The 19,078-nt window shown below is 62.2% G+C and carries 20 protein-coding genes; 13 read left to right on the top strand and 7 right to left on the bottom strand.

Going from position 1 to position 19,078, the window contains the following annotated elements; translation table 11 throughout:
- Positions 1 to 36: 36 nt before the first annotated feature.
- From WH299_RS14495 to dctM, 8 genes are all read left to right on the top strand, one after another.
- Positions 37 to 855 (top strand): FAS1-like dehydratase domain-containing protein, encoded by an 819-nt coding sequence (locus tag WH299_RS14495; protein WP_339550608.1) that lies wholly within the window; start codon positions 37 to 39, stop codon positions 853 to 855.
- 28 nt (positions 856 to 883) lie between these two features.
- Positions 884 to 2,047 carry an acyl-CoA dehydrogenase family protein gene (locus WH299_RS14490; RefSeq protein WP_126571521.1) on the top strand — a complete coding sequence of 388 codons (1,164 nt, stop codon included), beginning with the start codon at positions 884 to 886 and terminating at the stop codon, positions 2,045 to 2,047.
- Between the two features lie 10 nt (positions 2,048 to 2,057).
- A complete protein-coding gene (locus tag WH299_RS14485) occupies positions 2,058 to 3,407 on the top strand; it encodes an MmgE/PrpD family protein (RefSeq protein ID WP_339550607.1) in 1,350 nt (449 codons plus the stop codon).
- A gap of 9 nt (positions 3,408 to 3,416) precedes the next feature.
- Positions 3,417 to 4,610 carry a CaiB/BaiF CoA transferase family protein gene (locus tag WH299_RS14480; protein ID WP_339550606.1) on the top strand — a complete coding sequence of 398 codons (1,194 nt, stop codon included), beginning with the start codon at positions 3,417 to 3,419 and terminating at the stop codon, positions 4,608 to 4,610.
- Between the two features lie 18 nt (positions 4,611 to 4,628).
- On the top strand, positions 4,629 to 5,444 hold the full coding sequence (locus tag WH299_RS14475; protein WP_339550605.1) for an HpcH/HpaI aldolase/citrate lyase family protein: 816 nt from the start codon (positions 4,629 to 4,631) through the stop codon (positions 5,442 to 5,444).
- A 102-nt stretch (positions 5,445 to 5,546) separates the two neighbouring features.
- Positions 5,547 to 6,530, top strand: coding sequence for a TRAP transporter substrate-binding protein (locus WH299_RS14470; protein ID WP_028616372.1), 984 nt, complete (start codon positions 5,547 to 5,549; stop codon positions 6,528 to 6,530).
- Positions 6,531 to 6,705: 175 nt separating this feature from the next.
- Positions 6,706 to 7,338 (top strand): TRAP transporter small permease, encoded by a 633-nt coding sequence (locus tag WH299_RS14465; protein WP_028616371.1) that lies wholly within the window; start codon positions 6,706 to 6,708, stop codon positions 7,336 to 7,338.
- Positions 7,338 to 8,618 (top strand): C4-dicarboxylate TRAP transporter large permease protein DctM, encoded by a 1,281-nt coding sequence (gene dctM, locus WH299_RS14460; RefSeq protein WP_068932811.1) that lies wholly within the window; start codon positions 7,338 to 7,340, stop codon positions 8,616 to 8,618. Before WH299_RS14465 ends, dctM begins: the two co-directional genes overlap by 1 nt.
- A 133-nt stretch (positions 8,619 to 8,751) precedes the next feature.
- Here the strand turns inward: dctM and ampC are convergent, their stop codons facing one another.
- Positions 8,752 to 9,906, bottom strand: a complete 1,155-nt coding sequence (ampC, locus tag WH299_RS14455; protein ID WP_339550604.1) for a class C beta-lactamase — start codon at positions 9,904 to 9,906, stop codon at positions 8,752 to 8,754.
- A gap of 128 nt (positions 9,907 to 10,034) precedes the next feature.
- Here ampC and WH299_RS14450 point away from each other — a divergent pair, with 128 nt between their 5' ends.
- The gene (locus WH299_RS14450; RefSeq protein WP_339550603.1) at positions 10,035 to 10,910 is read left to right on the top strand and encodes a LysR family transcriptional regulator; all 876 of its coding nucleotides are present in this window, start codon (positions 10,035 to 10,037) and stop codon (positions 10,908 to 10,910) included.
- On the opposite strand, the gene yghX is transcribed toward WH299_RS14450, so the two are convergent.
- The gene (yghX, locus tag WH299_RS14445; RefSeq protein WP_178952293.1) at positions 10,907 to 11,794 is read right to left on the bottom strand and encodes a YghX family hydrolase; all 888 of its coding nucleotides are present in this window, start codon (positions 11,792 to 11,794) and stop codon (positions 10,907 to 10,909) included. The genes WH299_RS14450 and yghX overlap by 4 nt on opposite strands.
- 43 nt (positions 11,795 to 11,837) lie before the next feature.
- Positions 11,838 to 12,332 carry a PaaI family thioesterase gene (locus WH299_RS14440; RefSeq protein WP_122814581.1) on the bottom strand — a complete coding sequence of 165 codons (495 nt, stop codon included), beginning with the start codon at positions 12,330 to 12,332 and terminating at the stop codon, positions 11,838 to 11,840.
- A gap of 133 nt (positions 12,333 to 12,465) precedes the next feature.
- Here WH299_RS14440 and WH299_RS14435 point away from each other — a divergent pair, with 133 nt between their 5' ends.
- Positions 12,466 to 13,020: a YceI family protein gene (locus tag WH299_RS14435; RefSeq protein ID WP_122727386.1), complete on the top strand. Its 555-nt coding sequence runs from the start codon at positions 12,466 to 12,468 to the stop codon at positions 13,018 to 13,020.
- On the opposite strand, the gene WH299_RS14430 is transcribed toward WH299_RS14435, so the two are convergent.
- The gene (locus WH299_RS14430) at positions 13,017 to 13,907 is read right to left on the bottom strand and encodes a DMT family transporter (protein ID WP_339550601.1); all 891 of its coding nucleotides are present in this window, start codon (positions 13,905 to 13,907) and stop codon (positions 13,017 to 13,019) included. The genes WH299_RS14435 and WH299_RS14430 overlap by 4 nt on opposite strands.
- Before the next feature lie 90 nt (positions 13,908 to 13,997).
- Here WH299_RS14430 and WH299_RS14425 point away from each other — a divergent pair, with 90 nt between their 5' ends.
- On the top strand, positions 13,998 to 15,323 hold the full coding sequence (locus WH299_RS14425) for an aminotransferase-like domain-containing protein (protein ID WP_126571513.1): 1,326 nt from the start codon (positions 13,998 to 14,000) through the stop codon (positions 15,321 to 15,323).
- A 28-nt stretch (positions 15,324 to 15,351) separates the two neighbouring features.
- Here WH299_RS14425 and WH299_RS14420 read toward each other — a convergent pair whose 3' ends face one another.
- The gene (locus WH299_RS14420; RefSeq protein WP_034104888.1) at positions 15,352 to 15,783 is read right to left on the bottom strand and encodes a nuclear transport factor 2 family protein; all 432 of its coding nucleotides are present in this window, start codon (positions 15,781 to 15,783) and stop codon (positions 15,352 to 15,354) included.
- Positions 15,784 to 16,030: 247 nt separating this feature from the next.
- Here WH299_RS14420 and WH299_RS14415 point away from each other — a divergent pair, with 247 nt between their 5' ends.
- Together WH299_RS14415 and WH299_RS14410 are read left to right on the top strand one after the other, a co-directional pair.
- Positions 16,031 to 16,249, top strand: coding sequence for a DUF6434 domain-containing protein (locus WH299_RS14415; RefSeq protein ID WP_078048701.1), 219 nt, complete (start codon positions 16,031 to 16,033; stop codon positions 16,247 to 16,249).
- Complete coding sequence (locus WH299_RS14410) at positions 16,246 to 16,392, top strand: hypothetical protein (RefSeq protein WP_158628962.1); 147 nt, start codon at positions 16,246 to 16,248, stop codon at positions 16,390 to 16,392. The genes WH299_RS14415 and WH299_RS14410 overlap by 4 nt, the downstream gene beginning before the upstream one ends.
- Positions 16,393 to 16,443: 51 nt before the next feature.
- Here WH299_RS14410 and WH299_RS14405 read toward each other — a convergent pair whose 3' ends face one another.
- A complete protein-coding gene (locus WH299_RS14405) occupies positions 16,444 to 18,153 on the bottom strand; it encodes an amidase (RefSeq protein ID WP_122727380.1) in 1,710 nt (569 codons plus the stop codon).
- 54 nt (positions 18,154 to 18,207) lie between these two features.
- Positions 18,208 to 18,996, bottom strand: coding sequence for a helix-turn-helix domain-containing protein (locus WH299_RS14400; RefSeq protein ID WP_339550599.1), 789 nt, complete (start codon positions 18,994 to 18,996; stop codon positions 18,208 to 18,210).
- Positions 18,997 to 19,078: the final 82 nt, after the last annotated feature.

Genomic DNA, 19,078 nt, shown 5'->3' with positions numbered 1-19,078 from the left:
CGGGGCAGACACTCACTGCCCGAGGACCTGCACCCGATGAGCGCCACCGATTGGATCGGCCGAAGCGAAACCGCCCACGACCACCTCAGCCATAACCTGCTCAAGCGTATTGCCGCTACGTTCGGTGAAGAAGCGCCTGAGGACGGCGCGGACATCCCGCCGTTGTGGCAGTGGTGTTTCTTCCAGGACCCGTTGCCGGAAACTGCGTTGGGCAGCGACGGCCACCCGGCCCGTGGCGGGTTCCTGCCGCCGGCCGACAACCGTAATCGCATGTGGGCCGGTGGGCGCATCGAGTTCCTGCAGGCACTGCGGGCCGGTGAGGCGGCGACGCGCGTGTCGACCATCACCCAGGTCGAAGAAAAAACCGGTCGCACCGGTTCGCTGCTGTTTGTCACCGTGCGCCACGACTATTCCCAGGACGGCCGCCTGGCGATCCGCGAGGAACAGGACATCGTCTACCGCGAACCCACGCCGCCCAAATCCGGCAGCGGTGACGTGCTGGAGCAGGGCGAATGGTCTGAAACCGTCGATCCCACGCCCACCCTGTTGTTTCGCTACAGCGCAGTGACCTTTAACGGTCACCGCATTCACTACGACTACCCCTATGTCACCGGCACCGAAGGTTACTCAGGCCTGGTGGTGCATGGGCCGCTCATCGCCACCCTGAGCCTGCGCGCGTTCTGTCGCGCCAATCCTGGCGCAACCTTGCGCCGTTTTGCCTATCGCGGCGTGCGCCCGTTGATTGCGCCGCAGCCGTTTGAAGTGGGTGGCCGCGTGACCGAAACCGGCGTGGCCCAGCTATGGGCCGGCAACGTCGATGGCCTGGCGCAGCAAGCCAGCGTGCATTTCGAATAATCCAAGAACAACAGGCGGAGAGCCGTTAATGAACCCGAATGACAATGAAGAACTCAATGCCATCCGCGAAGGCGTGCGCGCCTTGTGCGCTGAATTCGATGCCCCTTACTGGCGCAGGATTGACGAGGAAAAGGGTTTCCCCGAAGCCTTCGTCAAGGCGCTGACCGACGCTGGCTGGCTGTCGGCGATGATCCCCGAAGAATACGGCGGCTCCGGACTAGGCCTGGCTGAAGCCTCAGTGATCCTTGAAGAAGTGAACCGCTGCGGCGGCAACTCCGGCACCGTGCACGGCCAGATGTACAACATGTTCACCTTGCTGCGGCACGGCAGCGACGCACAGAAACGCTTCTACCTGCCCAAGCTCGCCAGCGGCGAATTGCGCCTGCAATCCATGGGCGTGACCGAGCCCACCACCGGAACCGACACCACCAAGATCAAGACCACGGCGATCAAGCGTGGCGACAAGTATGTGATCAACGGCCAGAAGGTGTGGATCTCGCGGGTCCAGCATTCCGACCTGATGATCCTGCTGGCGCGCACCACGCCATTGGCCGAGGTGAAGAAAAAGTCCGAGGGCATGTCGATTTTTCTGGTGGATCTGCGCGAAGCCATCGGCAACGGTCTGACCGTGCAGCCCATCGCCAATATGGTCAACCACGAAACCAACGAGCTGTTCTTCGACAACCTGGAGTTGCCGCTGGACAGCCTCATTGGTGAAGAGGGCAAGGGCTTTAAGTACATCCTCGACGGCCTCAACGCCGAGCGCACGCTGATCGCCGCCGAATGCATCGGTGATGGCCGCTGGTTTATCGAAAAGGCCAGCGCCTATGCCCGTGATCGCGTGGTGTTTGGCCGGCCCATCGGGCAGAACCAGGGCGTGCAGTTCCCGATTGCCGAAGCGCATATCGAGATCGAGGCGGCCGACTTGATGCGTTGGCGCGCCTGTGAGGAATACGACAGCGGCGCCAATGCCGGGGCCAGTGCCAACATGGCCAAGTACCTGGCGGCCAAGGCGTCCTGGGAGGCGGCCAACGCCTGCCTGCAAACCCATGGCGGTTTCGGGTTTGCCTGCGAATACGACGTGGAGCGCAAATTCCGCGAGACGCGCCTGTACCAGGTGGCGCCGATCTCCACCAACTTGATCCTGTCCTACGTGGCCGAGCATTTGCTCGAACTGCCACGCAGCTTCTGAGGGCCTGACCATGAGCCATACCCAAGCGTTGTGTCGGTTCCTGGCCGAACTGGATTACGCGCAACTGCCGGAAGACGTCCTGGCGCGCACCGAAGATTTGTACCTGGACTGGTTGGCCTCGGCACTGGCGAGCCAGGGCGCGCACCCGATTCCGTTGTTCGAGCGTTACGCGCAGAAAATGGGCCCGAGCAGCGGCCCGGCGCAGGTGATCGTCAATGGCGGCAGCACCAGCGCGTATTTCGCCGCGCTGGTCAACGCGGCTTCATCCCATCTGGTAGAGCAGGACGACCTGCACAACAGCTCCGTCCTGCACCCGGCGACCGTGGTGTTTCCGGCCGCGCTGGCGGCCGCCCAGGACCTCGGCAAATCCGGTCGCGATTTGCTGCTGGCCTCGGTGGCCGGTTATGAAGCGGGTATCCGCATCGGCGAATTCATGGGCCGTTCCCACTACCGCATCTTCCACACCACGGCCACCGTCGGCACGTTGGCGGCGGCGGTAGCCGTAGGCAAGTTGCTGGATTTCAACGAAGAGCAATTCATCAACCTGCTCGGCAGCGCGGGCACCCAGGCGGCCGGCTTGTGGGAGTTCCTGCGTGATGCCGCCGATTCCAAGCAACTGCACACGGCGAAAGCCGCAGCGGACGGTTTGCTCGCCGCTTACCTGACGGCGGATGGGCTGACCGGCGCGCGCAATATTCTTGAAGGCGATCAAGGTTTGGCTGCCGGTATGTCCAGTGATGCCGAGCCGGCCAGATTGTCTGCCGATCTCGGCAGTCGCTGGGCGTTGCTGGAAACCTCGTTCAAGTTCCACGCCTCATGCCGCCATACCCATCCGGCCGCCGATGCGCTGTTGGATTTGATGCAGCGCGAAGGCCTGCAGGCCGAACAGATCGCCCACGTGAAAACCCGGGTGCACCAGGGCGCCATCGATGTACTGGGCCGCGTGAAAGTACCGACCAGTGTGCACCAGGCCAAGTTCTCCATGGGCACCGTGTTGGGCCTGATCGCCGTGCATGGCAAGGCCGGGCTCACCGAGTTCCATGAGCTGGCGTTGACTGATCCCGCCGTCTCGGCTTTGCGCGACAAGGTCAGCATGACCCTCGACGCCGAAGTCGACCGCGCTTACCCGCAGCGCTGGCTCGGTCGCGTTACCGTCACCACGCTGGATGGCCGCACGCTGCACGGTGCCATCGACGAGCCCAAGGGCGATCCGGGTAACACCCTGAGCCGTGCGGAGCTGGCCGATAAATTCCAGCGCCTCAGCCAATTCAGCAACGCCCGCACACCGGCCCAGGCCAATGCCCTGATCGACAAGGTCTGGGACCTGCGCAACGCCGCATCCATGGCCGACTGGCTTTGAGGAACTGTCATGACTAACCCAAGACCGCTGGACGGCATCACCGTTGTCAGCCTGGAACACGCGATTGCCGCGCCGTTCTGCACCCGTCAACTGGCCGACCTGGGCGCTCGCGTGATCAAGGTCGAGCGCCCCGGTGCCGGCGATTTTGCCCGTGGCTACGACGAGCGCGTGCGCGGCCTGGCTTCACACTTCGTGTGGACCAACCGCTCCAAGGAAAGCCTGACCCTGGACCTCAAGCAGAACGAGGCCGGCGATATTCTCGACGCCCTGCTGGCTGACGCCGATGTACTGGTGCAGAACCTGGCGCCCGGCGCCGCTGCGCGCATGGGCCTGTCGTTCGAGGCATTGCATGAGCGCTTCCCGCGCCTGATCGTCTGCGATATTTCTGGCTACGGCGAAGGTGGACCGTATGAAAAGAAAAAGGCCTACGACCTGTTGATCCAGAGCGAAGGTGGCTTTCTGTCGGTGACCGGTGGCCCCGGTGAAGACCAGATGGCCAAGGCCGGTTGCTCCATCGCCGATATCTCGGCGGGCATGTACGCCTACAGCGGCATCCTCTCGGCGCTGCTGCTGCGCGGCAAGACGGGAAAGGGCAGCCGCATCGACGTGAGCATGCTGGAAAGCCTGGTGGAATGGATGGGCTACCCGATGTACTACGCGTTCGACGGTGCACCGCAGCCACCGCGTGCCGGGGCAGCGCATTCGACGATCTATCCCTATGGACCGTTTCCCACCGGCGACGGCGGCACCGTGATGCTCGGCCTGCAAAACGAGCGCGAATGGGCGGCGTTCTGCGACAAGGTGTTGCTCACGCCGGCATTGGCGACCGACGAGCGTTTCTCCGCCAACTTCAAGCGCTCGGCCAATCGCGACGTGCTGCGCCAGATCATCATCGACAGCTTCGCGCAGTTGGATGCGGAGGCGGTGATCCTGCGCCTGGAAGACGCGCAGATCGCCAGCGCCCGGGTCAACGATATGCAAGGCGTGTGGGACCATCCGCAGCTCAAGGCGCGGGACAGTTGGCGCGAAGTCGACAGCCCGGCCGGTCCGTTACCGTCGCTGCTGCCGCCGGCACGCAATGGCGCGTTCACCCCGCGCATGGACGCTGTTCCAGGTTTGGGGCAGCACAGCCAAGGCATTCTTGAAAGGCTCGGTTACGCCGCAGACGCCATCGACGGCCTGCGCACGCGCGGTGTTATCTAACAATAAGGAATTCAACAAATGCCTAAGCCCTTGGTTCGTTCGGCGTTGTTTGTACCCGGTAGCCGACCGGAGCGATTTTCCAAAGCCTTGGCCAGCGGTGCCGACGCGGTGATCGTGGATTTCGAGGATGCGGTGGAAGAGCCGCTCAAGCGCCAGGCACGGGATAACCTTGGGGCGTTTTTGGCGGCCAACCCCGCCGCCCAGGTGTGGGTGCGGATCAACGCGCCGGAACATGCCGAGCATTTTGAGGATGTGGCGTTCTGCAAGGCGCATCCGAATGTGGCGGGCGTCCTGTTGCCGAAGGTCGAAAGCGCAGCCCAGGTCGCCGTGGTGGCGGCCACCGGCAAACTCATCTGGCCGATCATCGAGAGTGCGCGGGGTTTGTTGGCGGTGGCCGAAATCGCCCATGCACCGCAGGTGGAGCGCCTGTCATTCGGCGGGTTGGACCTGGCGCTGGACTTGAACCTGAGCAGCAATTCTGCGGCCGCCCAGTTCGCCCTGGACCAGGCGCGTCTGGCGCTGATCGTGCATTCCCGTGCCGCCGGTCTGGTCGCACCGCTGGATGGCGTGCACCCGGCCATCGATGACCCTGAAGGCCTGCGCCGCTCGATCCGGCATGCCTATGAGATGGGGTTTGCCGGGGCGCTGTGTATCCACCCCAAGCAGGTGGCCGTGATTCACCAGGCGCTGGCGCCAAGCGCCGAAGACCTGGCCTGGGCCCAGCGCGTGGTGGATGCCGGCGCCAATGGGGCAGGGGCCTATCAGATCGATGGGCAGATGGTGGATGCGCCGGTGTTGCTGCGCGCGCAACGACTGTTGGCGGCTCAGATCTAGCGTTCGTCCAGACCGAACGCAGGTATCAAAAAATCGAAATTCACTACACGCGTGACATCAGGCACCTTGCCCTACAACACAACAATAAGAAGGTGATTTCCCATGCTCAAGCTTTCCCGGGCGCTGCTGTGCGCCGCCACCTTGTTTGCCGCGGGCCTGGCCCAGGCGGCAGACCCGATTGTCATCAAATTCGCCCACGTGGTCGCCGAAAACACCCCCAAGGGCCAGGGCGCGCTGCTGTTCAAGAAACTCGCCGAAGAACGCCTGCCCGGTAAGGTCAAGGTCGAGGTGTATCCGAACTCGTCGCTGTTCGGCGACGGCAAGGAAATGGAAGCGCTGCTGCTGGGCGATGTACAGATGCTGGCGCCGTCCCTGGCCAAGTTCGAGCAGTACACCAAGCAAGTGCAGATCTACGACCTGCCGTTCCTGTTCAACGACCTGGCCGCCGTCGACCGTTTCCAGGCCGCCCAGGGCAAGGAACTGCTGACCTCCATGCAGGACAAGAACATCCTCGGCCTGGCCTATTGGCACAACGGTCTCAAGCAACTCTCGTCGAACAAGGCGCTGCATGAGCCCAAGGACGCCCGTGGCCTGAAATTCCGTGTCCAGGCTTCAAGCGTGTTGGAAGAGCAGTTCAAGGCGATCCGCGCCAACCCGCGCAAGATGAGTTTTGCCGAGGTGTATCAGGGCCTGCAGACCGGCACCGTGAATGGCACCGAGAACACTTGGTCGAACTATGAAAGCCAGAAGGTCAACGAGGTGCAGAAATACTTCACCGAGTCCAACCATGGCCTGATCGACTACATGGTGATCACCAACGCCAAGTTCTGGAACGGCCTGCCACCGGACATCCGCAGCACGCTGGAGCAGATCATGGTCGAGGTTACCGTCGAGGTGAACAAGCAGGCCGAAGCGCTGAACCAGTCAGCCAAGCAGAAGATCGTCGATTCCAAGACCAGCGAAATCATCGAACTGACCCCAGAGCAACGCCAGTTGTGGCGCGAAGCCATGCGCCCGGTGTGGCAGAAGTTCGAGGGTGAGATCGGGGCTGACCTGATCAAGGCCGCCGACGCGTCCAACCAGTGATCGATTGCTGAAACAAACCCGACTCCTGTGGGAGCGGGCTTGCCCGCGATGGCACCGCCTCGGTGTTCCTGAAAGACCGAGTCGCCCGCATCGCAGGCAAGCCAGCTCCCACATTGATCCGGTTTCGTCAGTGACTTGTTGTGAATACCCCCGTCTAGTTTCGCGAGGTTTTGCCATGCAAACGCTAAGGCGCGTCTGGGAGCACCTGGAGGAAGGTTTTATCGCCTTCCTGCTGGCCGCCATGACCCTGGTGACATTTGTCTACGTCATGCTCAACAACATCTACACGCTGTTTTTTGCCCTGGCCGACAAGTGGGCCTTCAGCAGCAACTTCTTCAATGCCCTGGGTGACCACACCATGACCTGGGCCCAGGACATGACCTGGAGCGTGGCGCTGACCAAGGCCATGTTCGGCTGGCTGATCTTCTTCGGTATTTCCTATGGCGTGCGCACTGCCGGCCACCTTGGCGTGGACGCACTGGTGAAGTTGACCAGGCGCCCGGTGCAACGCGTGCTCGGCATGCTCGCCTGCCTGTGCTGCCTGGCCTACGCCGGGCTGTTCATGGTCGCCAGCTACAAGTGGGTGAGCGCCGTGATGGGCGCGCATATCGGCGCCGAGGACCTCGATCAGTACGGCATCGATGTGGGCGATATCGTGATCATCGTGCCCATCGGTTTTGCCATGGTGTTCATCCGCTACCTGGAAATTATCTACCGCATCTTTACCCACCGTCAGGTCGGGTTGGGGCTGGCCGATGAGGCTGGTGAGGCCAGCAAGTTGGCCGGCAGCCATGAGGAGCGTCACTGATGGCCGTGCTCTGTCTATTCCTGTTGTTGTTCGTGTTCATGTTCCTCGGCGTGCCCATCGCGATTTCCCTGGGCCTGTCCGGCGCCGTGTCAATCCTGATGTTCAGCCAGGACTCGGTGAGCTCCCTGGCGATCAAGCTGTTCGAGACCTCCGACGCCTATACCTTCCTGGCGATTCCGTTCTTCCTGCTCTCCGGTGCGTTCATGACCACCGGCGGCGTGGCGCAACGCCTGATCGACTTTGCCAACGCTTGTGTCGGCCACATCCGTGGTGGCCTGGCGATTGCGGCGGTGCTGGCGTGCATGTTGTTTGCCGCGCTGTCCGGTTCGTCTCCGGCAACGGTGGCGGCGGTGGGCTCGATTGCCGTGGCGGGCATGGTGCGTTCCGGTTACCCGAAGGAGTTTGGTGCCGGGATTATCTGTAACGCCGGCACCTTGGGCATTCTGATTCCGCCGTCGATTGTGATGGTGGTGTATTCGGCGGCCACCGAAACCTCGGTCGGCAAGCTGTTCATGGCCGGCGTGATTCCAGGGTTGCTGCTGGGCCTGATGCTGATGATCGCGATCTACATCGTGGCGCGCATCAAGAAGCTGCCGGCCCAGCCACGGGCGACCTTGCGCGAGTGGCTGACCTGCGCGCGCCGTGCCTTTTGGGGCCTGTTGCTGCTGGTGATCATCCTCGGCGGCATCTACAGCGGCATGTTCACCCCGACCGAAGCCGCGGCGGTGGCGGCGGTGTACTCGGCGTTTGTCGCGCTATTCGTCTACAAAGATATGAAGCTGCGCGATTGCCCCAAGGTGCTGCTGGAGTCCGGGCGACTGGCGATCATGCTGATGTTCATCATCGCTAATGCCATGCTCTTTGCCCATGTGCTGACCACCGAACAGATCCCCCAGGAAATCACTGCGTGGGTGCTGTCTGAAGGTCTGACGCCGATTGGCTTTTTGATCATGGTCAACGTGGTGTTGCTGATTGCCGGCAGTTTCATGGAGCCGTCAGCCATCGTGCTGATCCTGGCGCCAATCTTCTTCCCGATTGCCATGAAGCTGGGCATTGACCCGATTCACCTGGGCATCGTGATGGTGGTGAACATGGAGATTGGCCTGGTTCACCCGCCGGTGGGGTTGAACCTGTTTGTGACCTCGGCGGTGACCGGGCTGACCCTGGGGCAGACCATCCGGGCGGCGTTGCCGTGGCTGATGATCTTGTTGGTGTTCCTGATCATGGTCACGTACTTGCCATTCATTTCGCTGGCGTTGCCGCACTGGTTGGGGATGTAGATCTCAACAACCCTGCAATACCCTGTGGGAGCCGGGCTTGCCCGCGATGGCGGTGTGTCAGTTGCCAAATTTACCGGCTGACACTCCCTCATCGCGGGCAAGCCCGCTCCCACATTGATTTGTGTTGGGTCTTTTAATGGTCCAGCGCACTCAAGATCGCATGGGCCACTTTCACTCGCTCCCCGTTCGGGTAGTTCTTGTTGGCCAGGATCACTACCCCCATCCCCTTGCTCGGCACATACGCCACATACGCACCGAACCCATTGGTCGAGCCGGTTTTGTTCACCAGCGTGTCGGCCTGCGGCGCTTGTGGCGGGGTCAGCCAGTTCACCGGATGCGGTTCCACCGCCATTTTTGTCGAGTTGCCCTCCACCAGGGCGTCCAGCTTGATCGGGTAAGGGTACATCTCCCAGCCCAGCCCTTGGGTCATGCCCTCGACAGTGTAGTAGCCGGTGTGTGTGGTGGTGATGGCTTGTTGCAGCACTGGGTCCAGTGTTGCCGGACGCATATTGACCTCTACGTAATGCAACAAGTCCGAAGCGCTGGTCTTGATGCCATAGGCCTCGCTGTCCATCGCGCCGGGACCGACTCGCACGGGTTGTCCGTCCTTGCCATAGCCCTGGGCGTACAGGTTCATCTGGCTCTTGGGAACAGTGACGAAGGTGTGCTTGAGCCCCAGTTTCGCAAGCAGGGTTTTCTCCATCAGTTGATCAAACGGCTGCTTCAGGCTCTGCGCCGCCAGGTAGCCGAACAGGCCCAGGCTCGGGTTGGAATACAGGCGTTGGGTACCCGGGGCGAAGTCGGGTTTCCACTGCTGGAAGTAGCTGATCATGTGCTGGGTGTTGTCCGCCTCGCGGGGAAATTGCAGCGGCAGGCCACCGGCGGTGTAGGTGCCCAGGTTGAGTAGGCTGATGTGGTCGAACTTGCCGCCGCGCAACGCTGGCAGGTACTGGCTGGCCGGATCGGTGAGGGTCAGTTTGCCGCTCGCCACGGCATAGCCGGCGAGGGTGGCGGTGAAGGTCTTGCTGACCGAGCCGATTTCAAACAGGGTGTTCTCACTGACGGGCTGTTTGGCGTCTTTACTGGCAACGCCGTAGTTAAAGTATTGCGCCTTGCCGTCCTTGACGACACCGACGACCAGGCCCGGAATAGACTGCTGTTGCATCAGCGGCTTGACGCTGGCGTCCACCACGGCGCGCAGGTCGTCGGCGGCCAGGCAGTGGCCGGTGGCGAGAAATAACGCCAGAGTGCCCAAGTTACGCACTCCGGACAGGGAGAGTTGAGGCATGATATCGCTTCCATGAGAGTGATCGATTGAATGAAGAGCCTGCGCGGGCGTGGCCAATGTAGGCAGTTCGCGGGCGTTGGGCAAACGATGATATCTCGCACCTGCCATTAGATTAATTGGGGTCAAGCATGCTGCGCTCCCATCTTCCCCTCAATGCCCTGCGTGCCTTTGAAGCCTCGGCCCGGCATTTGAGTTTTACCCGCGCCGCCATTGAGTTATGCGTGACCCAGGCGGCGGTCAGCCATCAAGTCAAAAGCCTGGAAACGCAATTGAACGTGACCTTGTTCAAGCGCCTGCCCCGTGGCCTGATGCTCACCAGCGAAGGCGAAACCCTGTTGCCGGTGGTGCGAGATTCGTTTGACCGCATTGCCCAAAGCTTGAGCCAATTCGAAGGCGGGCATTACCGCGAAGTGCTGACAGTGGGCGCGGTCGGCACCTTTGCTGTGGGCTGGTTGCTGCCACGGCTGCCCGAGTTCCAGGCGCGTTACCCATTTATCGACCTGCGCCTGTCCACCCACAACAACCGCGTCGATGTGGCGGCCGAAGGCCTGGATTATGCGATCCGCTTCGGCGCGGGTGCCTGGCACGGCACCGACGCCTGTGAGCTACTGGCAGCGCCTCTCACCGTACTCTGCGTGCCGCTATTGGCCGAGCAACTGCACGCACCGGAAGACTTGCTCAAACACACCTTGCTGCGCTCCTACCGCACCGATGAATGGAACCTGTGGTTCCAGGCCGCCGGTTTACCCGCCGATACCCTGGTGCCGCGCAGCATCGTGTTCGATTCTTCGTTGGCGATGATGGAAGCCGCCTTGCAAGGCATCGGAGTGGCACTGGCCCCGGCGATGATGTTTTCGCGGCAACTGGAGAGCGACGTGATCCGCCAGCCCTTCAACGTCGGCATCCGCACGGGCAGCTATTGGCTGACGCGTTTGCAGTCGCGCGCTGAAACGCCAGCGATGCTGGCGTTTAAAAGGTGGATGTGTGAAAGCGTAAACGCTTAAACCAGGTACTTGTTGAACCAACCCAACGTTCTTTCCCACGCTAGATTCGCCGCCGCCTCGTCATAGCGTGGCGTCGAATCATTATGGAAGCCGTGGTTGGCGCCCTTGTAGATATACGCCTCATACGTGGTGCCGGCGGCCTTGAGCGCCTGTTCATACGCAGGCCAACCCTCGTTGATCCGCGTATCCAGCTCACCGAAATGCAACATGATCGGCGCCTTGATCCGGGGCACGTCCTTGGCTTCCGGCTGACGCCCATAAAACGACACGGCCGCGCCCAGTTCCGGGTAGGCCACGGCTGCCGCGTTGGTCACGCCGCCGCCATAACAGAAGCCGGTAATCCCGACCTTGCCCGTGCTGCTGTCGTGGTGCATCAGCCATTCGATGGCGGCGAAGAAGTCGTTCATCAGCTTGGTCGGGTCGACGGTCTGTTGCAGGGCCACGCCTTTTTCATCGTTGCCGGGGTAACCGCCCACCGAGGTCAGGCCATCCGGGGCCAGGGCGATGAAGCCGGCCTTGGCCAGGCGCCGGGCGACGTCTTCGATGTAGGGGTTGAGGCCGCGGTTTTCGTGGACCACCACCACCGCTGGCAGCTTGCCCGTGGCTTTGGCTGGGCGCACCAGATAGCCGCGCACCGTGCCGTTGCCTTTGGGCGAGGGGTAGGTGATGTAGTCGGCGACGATGTCCGGGTCGGTGAATTTCACTTGTTCGGCCAGCGCGTAGTTGGGGCTCAGGGCAGCCAGCAGGGCCGAAGCGGTGAGGCCGCCAAAGGTGAACAGCGCAGCACGGTCGAGAAATTCGCGGCGGTTGATCTTGCCGTGGGCATAGCCGTCGTAGAGTTCCAGCAGTTCGGGGGCAAAGTCTTTCGCGGTCAGACGAGTCATCGGTGCATCCTCGATTAGCGGTGGCGGTCAATGTAGCCCAGGATCAGCCCTCGCGACCATGGGCGACGGCGGCCAATTGACCGGTGTCGACGCGCACGAAAATGGAATCGCCGATGGCGGTCAGCACGTCACCGGCGTACACCTCACAGATCACGCGGGTCTTGCGTCCCACGTCACCGTCGACCCGTGCGCGCAGGGTGAGGGTGATGCCCATGGGCGTCGGCTTGATGAATTTGATCCCCAGGTTGCCGGTGACGCAGTCGATGCGCGGCAGGCTGCCGGGTTCGCGCCCTTCGGCGCGGTAGTGGTAGGCCATGGCGGTCCAGTTGGAGTGGCAGTCCACCAGCATGGCGATCAGGCCGCCGTAGACCAGGTCGGGCCAGCCGCTGTAGTGGGCTTCGGGCAGGTGCTCGGCGACGAGGTGGATGCCGTCCGCGTCCCAGCGGCTCTTGATATGGAGGCCATGGGGGTTGCTGCCGCCGCAGCCGTAGCAGATGCCTTCCGGCGCGGTGATGTCCTGGAGTGAGGGGGCGTGCATGCAGCGTCCTTATGAGTGTGGGGCGACTACTCTGTTTAGCAGGACAAACGCCGGAATGGAATAAATCCCTGGGATCGCGTGTTAGTTCAGTACCTGTGTCCTTTCCTTTGCGGAGCGTTGCATGAAACGTCTTATGTCCCCGGTCGCCGTACTGGCCTTGATCCTTTCCTATTGCGCCAGCGCCCAGGCGGTGGAGTACAAGGACGTCAACCGCACCGCCAGCCAGATCAGCTTCACCTACAAGCAATTGGGGCAGCGGGTGTACGGCACGTTCAGCGAGTTTGAAGGCATCTTGACCTTCGACACGCAAAAACCGGAGGCCGGGCATGCCTTGCTCAAGATCCAGCTGGCCAGTATCGACGCGGGCAGCCCGGACGCCAACGGCGAGCTGCAACGCGCGTCCTGGTTTGATACCGCGGCGTTTCCGGTGGGCGTCTACGAATCCACCGGCGTCAAAGCCTTGGGCGACAACCGCTACACGATCAGCGGCAACCTGACCATCAAGGGCACCACGCGTCCGGTGGACGTGGACGTGGTGCTCAAGGAACAGAGCGGCATTGGCGTGTTCGACGGTGAGTTCGTCCTCAAACGTGGCGACTTCAAGATCGGCGAGGGTGAGTGGGCCGGCAACAGCGTGGTATCCAACGACATCAACATCAAGTTCAAGATGGTCGCGCCGCAGCGTTAACGAGCGAACTTCTTTGCGCCGGCCACGCAGCCGATCACCGCGACCGTCACCAGCACCATGCCCAGGCTGACCTGCTCATGCAGCAGGCCTGCCGCCAGCGCCAGGCCGAAAAACGGTTGCAGCAATTGCAACTGGCCGACGGCGGCAATGCCACCCTGGGCCAGGCCGCGATACCAGAACACAAAGCCGATCAGCATGCTGAACAGTGACACATAACCCAGGCTCAACCAGGCGGGCGGGCTGATGCCGCTGAAACTCGACGGCGCAAGCATCAGGCTCAATGGCACCACCACCGGCATCGACACCACCAGCGCCCAGCAGATCACCTGCCAACCGCCCAGGCTGCGCGACAGCTTGGCGCCTTCGGCGTAACCCAGGCCGCACACCAGCACTGCCAGCAGCATCAGCAGATCGCCGGCCGGTGCGGCGCTCAAGCCTTGGGCGACGGCATAACCCATCACCAACACACTGCCCAGCACCGAGAACAGCCAGAACACCGGCCGCGGTCGCTCGCCACCGCGCAACACGCCAAACACGGCGGTGGCGAGGGGCAGCAGGCCGATGAATACGATGGAGTGGGCCGAGGTCACGTATTGCAACGCCAGGGCGGTGAGCAAGGGGAAGCCAATCACCACGCCAAGGGCGACAATCGCCAGCGACACCCACTGATTGCGCGCGGGGCGTTTTTCCTTGAATAGCCACAGCAAAGACACGCCGAGGACGGCGGCGATCGCGGCACGGACCATGGTGAGAAACACTGGGTCGAATTCCATCACGGCCAATCGTGTGGCGGGCAATGAACCGCTGAAAATCACCACGCCGATAAAACCGTTGATCCAGCCTTGGGTACTGGTGTCCAGGGTGTTGAGAGGGGATGTACGTTCCATGAGGGAGTGCCCGAAGCAGGAGGGGTTGCGTTCAGGCCATCCTAGGGGCGAGCATTAAGACAATCAAAAAATTGTCATGGATACATCCCAATGCCGCGCGCCCGCTACAAGTCCTTGGTCGACACCTTTGCTGGAGCCATCCGCAGCGGCCAAATGCCGCCTGGCACGCGCCTGCCGACCCATCGTCAATTGGCCGCCGAGCATGGCCTGGCGCTGGTCACCGCCAGCCGCGTGTACACCGAGCTTGAGGCCATGGGCCTGGTCAGCGGCGAACCCGGGCGTGGCACCTTCGTGCGCGAAATCTCGTTGCCGCCAGGGCAGGGCAGTGGTCAGATGACGGTGACGGCGGGCATGCTCGACCTCAATTTCAACTATCCCTCGTTGCCGGGCCAGGCAGACCTGTTGCGCACAGCATTGCGCCAACTGGCGCTGTCCGGCGACCTTGAAGCGCTGTTGCGTTACCAGCCCCATGCCGGCCGTCTGCATGAGCGCGCGGCCTTTGCGCGGCACTTATTGAACCGTGGGCTTACCGTGGAGCCCGACCAAGTGCTGCTGGTCAGTGGCGCCCAACATGGCCTGGCGGTAACGATGATGGCGTTGCTCAAACCCGGTGACGTGATTGCGGTCGATGCGTTGACCTACTCGGGCTTCAAGGTACTGGCCGAAACCCTGCACCTGGAAATTCTCGCGATCCCGGTGATGCCGACAGGCCCGGACCTGGAAGCCTTGCAAAACCTGTGTCGCAAGCGCCCGGTGCGCGCCGTATACAGCATGCCGACCCTGCACAATCCCCTCGGTTGGGTGATGGATCTGGCCCAACGCGAACGGCTGGTGTCCATCGCCCGTCAGCACAATCTGATGATCATCGAAGACGCGGCCTACGCGTTCCTCGCTGAAGACCCACCGCCCCCGGTGGCGACGCTGGCGCCGGAACGCACGGTGTATGTGGGTGGGCTGTCAAAAAGTGTGGCGACGGGCCTACGCGTGGGGTTTGTCGCGGCGCCGATGGAATGGGTAAAGACGCTGGAGCGCACCCTCATGGCCACCACCTGGAATGTACCCGGCGTGATGAGCGCCATGGCGGTGGCATGGCTGGAGGATGGCACCGTGGCACAGCTTGAGGCGCAAAAGCGCGAGGACGCCCAGGCACGCCAGGCTTTGGCCGCTCAGGTGTTCAAAGGGCTGACCACCATCAGCCATCCCTCGTCGTATTTTCTATGGCTGCCGTTGGCGGAAGACGCCCGGGCCGATCAGGTCGCCATGACCTTGCAGCGCGACAATATTTCAGTGTCCACCGCCGAGCCGTTTGCCGTCTCGGGACACGTCCCGCATGCGTTGCGGTTGGCCTTGGGGTCGGTGCCAATGTCGGCACTGCGCGAAGCGTTGCTCAAAGTGCGCAAGGTGGTGGCGTGGTGAGCCGGTTTCAGCGGCTCACCGCTGGGCATCAGTACTTGTAAGCCTGACGCCCGATCAGCAGCCATTTGCCTTTCTGCTTCTGCCAGACCTGGAAGTTGTCGATGTCGGTAGGCACTTCAACGCCGCTGTTCACGGCCAGGGCATGGAAGTGGTTGCGTACCAGCGCGGTGTCGCCTTGCAGGGTGATGGTCTGGTTCTGCATTTCCAGGGTCTTGAAGGCGCTGGTATGGGTTTCCAGGTCAGCGATGAATTGGTCTTTGTTCTGCACCTTGCCGCTAGAGTGGCCGTAGGTGAGTTTGTCGGCCGTCAACGCGTGAAGTTGCTTGAGGTCCAGGTGCAGCATGGCTTGGGTCAGTTGGTCGACCGCTTGTGCCACATCCTTTTCGGCAGGGGCAGGCGCGGCTGCGACATAACCGCTGAACAGGCACAGAAATCCGATCAGCACTTTGACGTTTTGCATGGGTGTTTCCTTATTGTTGTTGGGGGCTGGCACGACAGCTCAAGTCGTCGTACAACCATGCAGTATTTCGGGTGGGGAAGGAAAGTGAAATTTCGAAATATCTTGAAAAGATTAGGCTTTAAGGCGTTATAAAACAAACGCAAACTTATACGATGTCCCAACACGCTGATCTCATCATGCCTCGCTTCCTGTGCAAGTAGCACATCGCTATGCTACTGCCGAAACCTGACACTGCCCGAGAGACAAAATGGATTTTGACTGGCACAGCGACACACTCACCCGCGCCACTCCGGTAACCCCACACTACAAAAACACTCAAAACGTCCGCCGCTTCATGCGTGAACACTGCGGCCCAGGGTTTAAATTCGACCGGCCGTTCATGGCCTGGATCCGCAACGAGGTGCCCAAGACCCTGGGCGACGTGGTGGATGAGTGGCAACGCCGAAACGAGGATTCACGCCCATGACACCCGACGAAAAATACCAGGCCGCCCAGCAACGTCTCGGCTATCCGCTGGATGAATTCAAAGTCGGTGGGGGTGATGCAACTGCCGAAGTCGGCGGCAGTGGAGATCGATATGATTGCCGTCGCCCACAGCGCTTGAAGTGACACGCGATCCAACTGTAGGAGCCGGCAAGCTGGCTCCTACAGGGAGGGTGTTTAGTCAGCTGCCAGCGGGGGTGTGCGCGGTGGAATCAGGCGTTTGCTGCCGGTGGCTTCATAGGCCGAAGCAAACCGCAGCAACGCCGAATCGTCATACGCCCGCCCGGCAAACGTCAGCCCCACCGGCATGCCGATATCCGCCATCACGCCCATCGGCACGGTGACGGTCGGCACGCCGAGGTGGCGAATCGCGAGGTTGCCGTTGGCGACCCACACGCCGTTGCTCCAGGCGATGTCAGCCGACGCTTCATTCACGTCAGCATCCGCCGGGCCTACGTCAGCCACGGTCGGGAACAACACGGCGTCGAGACCGAGCGTGTCCATCCAGTCTTCCAGGTCGATGCGGCGGGTCTGTTCCAAACCGCGCAGGCCATCGGGGACCGTGCTGATCTCGTTCCACGGCGTGATGCCGCGTTCGGCCATGCGCACGTATTCGTCCATGCCGGCGGCCAAATCGTCCTCACGGTTGGGCAGAGTGCCGGGGTCGTGGGGGAAGATCTTCGGCCCGTCCACATCCGCCAGGCGGTTGAGGGCAGGGTCGTTGTTGGCGCGCAGGAAATCATCGAAGGCCCAGGCCGACAGTTCCCACAGTTCATCGTGGAGGAACTCCTTGGAGACCAGCCCACGGGTGAACACGGTGGGGGCGCCAGGGCGGTCGCCTTCGCAGTTGGACACCAGCGGGAAGTCCACGTCGATGACTTCGGCACCGGCCGCAACCAGCGCCTGGCGCGCGTCGTTCCACAGGTCGATCACGCTGGCACGGGTGTTGATCTTCTGCCCGGTAGGACCGCCGATGCCGGGTTTTTCACTGGTGCCGGCGTCAGGGTCGGCGTTGATGTACATGCGCGGCACGCCAAAGCGTTTGCCGGCGAGGGATTCGGAGCTCACGGCCAGTTCAGCGTAGGACGCCGGGCGAACCGAGGCGACGCTCGGGATCGGCACCCACGGCTGCAAACGCCACAGGTCGCCACGGGTGTCCGGGTCTTCGGCCACCACCACATCGAGCACTTCCAACAGGTCGGCCATGGTGCGGGCGTAAGGCACGACCACGTCCATGGTCGGTGTGAGCGGCCAGTTGCCGCGCACCGAAATCACCCCACGGGACGGGGTGTAGGCGCACAGGCCATTGTTGGACGCCGGGCCGCGTCCGCTGGACCAGGTTTCTTCGGCCACGCCAAACGCGGCAAAACTCGCCGCCGTCGCGGTGCCGGCACCGTTGGACGAACCGGAGGCAAACGGCGCCGTCAGGTAGTCGGCGTTATACGGGCTTTCCGCCCGGCCATACACACCACGCTGCATGCCGCCATTGGCCATCGGCGGCATATTGGTCTTGCCCAGGCAGATGGCGCCGCCGCCGCGCAGGCGTTCGATGGTGAATGCATCACGCTGGGCGACCAGATGGGCAAACGCCGGGCTGCCGGAGGCGGCGGTCAGGCCCTTGACCAGGTAGCTGTCTTTGGCGGTGTAAGGAATGCCATCCAATGGCCCCAAGGTTTCGCCTTTGGCCCGGCGTGCATCGGACGCCTCGGCTTCTTTCAGGGCGTCGGGGTTGCGCACCACCACGGCGTTCAAGGCGGTGACGGTCTGCGGGCCGTCATAGGCCTCGATCCGCGCCAGGTAGGCCTTGACCAGTTCAACCGCCGTGGTCTGGCCGGATTCAAGCGCAGCGCGCAATTGGGCAATGGAGACTTCGGTAACTTGCATCACGTTTTTTTCGCCGCCTTCAAGTGGGGGTATGGCGGCAGTCTACGTACAGATATTTCACAAAACCAGCGCCGCATACTCCGCGTAGGCGCCGCGCATCACCTGCCAGGTGGCCTCGTCAGCGGGAATCAGATGTTCGATCCGCAGGGAGGTGAGGGTGATGTCCTGGGGCATGCCAAACGTGGTGAAGGTGGACAAAAAACTCAGTTCACCCTGGCGTGAGCGCACGCGGGTCAGTACCAGCGGCGGCATGTGCGCGGGCAGTTCGGTGTTGGCCGGTGTCGGCAAACTCGCCAGTAATGCGGCCAGTTCGGGATTGCCCAGCGCTTCACGGGTGGCGCGCTGCCAGGCCAGGGCGCGGATCTCCTCGGCATTGATCAGGTGATCGCCCAGTCCGCCCGGCTGCAGCAGCGTCGTCAGCAAGTTCACGCCCTCGGCGGCATCCGCCCGGATGCCCACTAATTCAAACAGCAGGCCGGTACTGGCATTCGCCGCCAGCACTTCCCACTGGCTGCCCAAAAGGATGGCAGGGGCCGGATTGTTGGCGTGCAGCACATGGCTGACGGCTTCGCGGATCGCCGTCATGGCGGGCGAGGCGAGTGGGGTGGCGGTGTAGCGCGGCGCATAGCCGGCGGCGAGGAATACGCGGTTGCACTGCTCCAGCGGAGCCTTCAGTGCCGTCAACAGACTATGCAATGTGGCGGTGCCTGGTTTGGCGCGACCGGTCTCGATGCAACTGAGGTGACGCTGGGAAATGCCGGTTATCAGGGCCAGGTCGAGTTGGCTCAGCTTGGCGTGCCGGCGCAATTGGCGCAGCTGTTCGCCGGCAGTAACAAGGTTGTCCATGGCGGAATCATGACCTCCGAGGTCATTGCGAGGGTCCGAACCTTATCACTAACGTGGGCTTCCATCACTTCAAGGAAGAGAC

The organism is Pseudomonas sp. MYb541 (genome assembly GCF_037479595.1).
GTDB lineage: Bacteria > Pseudomonadota > Gammaproteobacteria > Pseudomonadales > Pseudomonadaceae > Aquipseudomonas > Aquipseudomonas canadensis.
This window is presented reverse-complemented; position numbering and strand designations above follow the sequence as displayed.

What these genes read in the sequence shown, in the direction of transcription:
- WH299_RS14475 (WP_339550605.1), top strand. Translation starts at nt 4,629, where the DNA reads ATGCCTAAGCCCTTGGTTCGTTCGGCGTTGTTTGTACCCGGTAGCCGA.
- WH299_RS14415 (WP_078048701.1), top strand. Translation starts at nt 16,031, where the DNA reads ATGGATTTTGACTGGCACAGCGACACACTCACCCGCGCCACTCCGGTA.
- WH299_RS14430 (WP_339550601.1), bottom strand. Translation starts at nt 13,907, where the DNA reads ATGGAACGTACATCCCCTCTCAACACCCTGGACACCAGTACCCAAGGC.
- WH299_RS14410 (WP_158628962.1), top strand. Translation starts at nt 16,246, where the DNA reads ATGACACCCGACGAAAAATACCAGGCCGCCCAGCAACGTCTCGGCTAT.
- WH299_RS14490 (WP_126571521.1), top strand. Translation starts at nt 884, where the DNA reads ATGAACCCGAATGACAATGAAGAACTCAATGCCATCCGCGAAGGCGTG.
- WH299_RS14425 (WP_126571513.1), top strand. Translation starts at nt 13,998, where the DNA reads ATGCCGCGCGCCCGCTACAAGTCCTTGGTCGACACCTTTGCTGGAGCC.
- WH299_RS14495 (WP_339550608.1), top strand. Translation starts at nt 37, where the DNA reads ATGAGCGCCACCGATTGGATCGGCCGAAGCGAAACCGCCCACGACCAC.
- WH299_RS14465 (WP_028616371.1), top strand. Translation starts at nt 6,706, where the DNA reads ATGCAAACGCTAAGGCGCGTCTGGGAGCACCTGGAGGAAGGTTTTATC.
- ampC (WP_339550604.1), bottom strand. Translation starts at nt 9,906, where the DNA reads ATGCCTCAACTCTCCCTGTCCGGAGTGCGTAACTTGGGCACTCTGGCG.
- WH299_RS14435 (WP_122727386.1), top strand. Translation starts at nt 12,466, where the DNA reads ATGTCCCCGGTCGCCGTACTGGCCTTGATCCTTTCCTATTGCGCCAGC.
- WH299_RS14480 (WP_339550606.1), top strand. Translation starts at nt 3,417, where the DNA reads ATGACTAACCCAAGACCGCTGGACGGCATCACCGTTGTCAGCCTGGAA.
- WH299_RS14420 (WP_034104888.1), bottom strand. Translation starts at nt 15,783, where the DNA reads ATGCAAAACGTCAAAGTGCTGATCGGATTTCTGTGCCTGTTCAGCGGT.
- dctM (WP_068932811.1), top strand. Translation starts at nt 7,338, where the DNA reads ATGGCCGTGCTCTGTCTATTCCTGTTGTTGTTCGTGTTCATGTTCCTC.
- WH299_RS14450 (WP_339550603.1), top strand. Translation starts at nt 10,035, where the DNA reads ATGCTGCGCTCCCATCTTCCCCTCAATGCCCTGCGTGCCTTTGAAGCC.
- WH299_RS14440 (WP_122814581.1), bottom strand. Translation starts at nt 12,332, where the DNA reads ATGCACGCCCCCTCACTCCAGGACATCACCGCGCCGGAAGGCATCTGC.
- yghX (WP_178952293.1), bottom strand. Translation starts at nt 11,794, where the DNA reads ATGACTCGTCTGACCGCGAAAGACTTTGCCCCCGAACTGCTGGAACTC.
- WH299_RS14485 (WP_339550607.1), top strand. Translation starts at nt 2,058, where the DNA reads ATGAGCCATACCCAAGCGTTGTGTCGGTTCCTGGCCGAACTGGATTAC.
- WH299_RS14400 (WP_339550599.1), bottom strand. Translation starts at nt 18,996, where the DNA reads ATGGACAACCTTGTTACTGCCGGCGAACAGCTGCGCCAATTGCGCCGG.
- WH299_RS14470 (WP_028616372.1), top strand. Translation starts at nt 5,547, where the DNA reads ATGCTCAAGCTTTCCCGGGCGCTGCTGTGCGCCGCCACCTTGTTTGCC.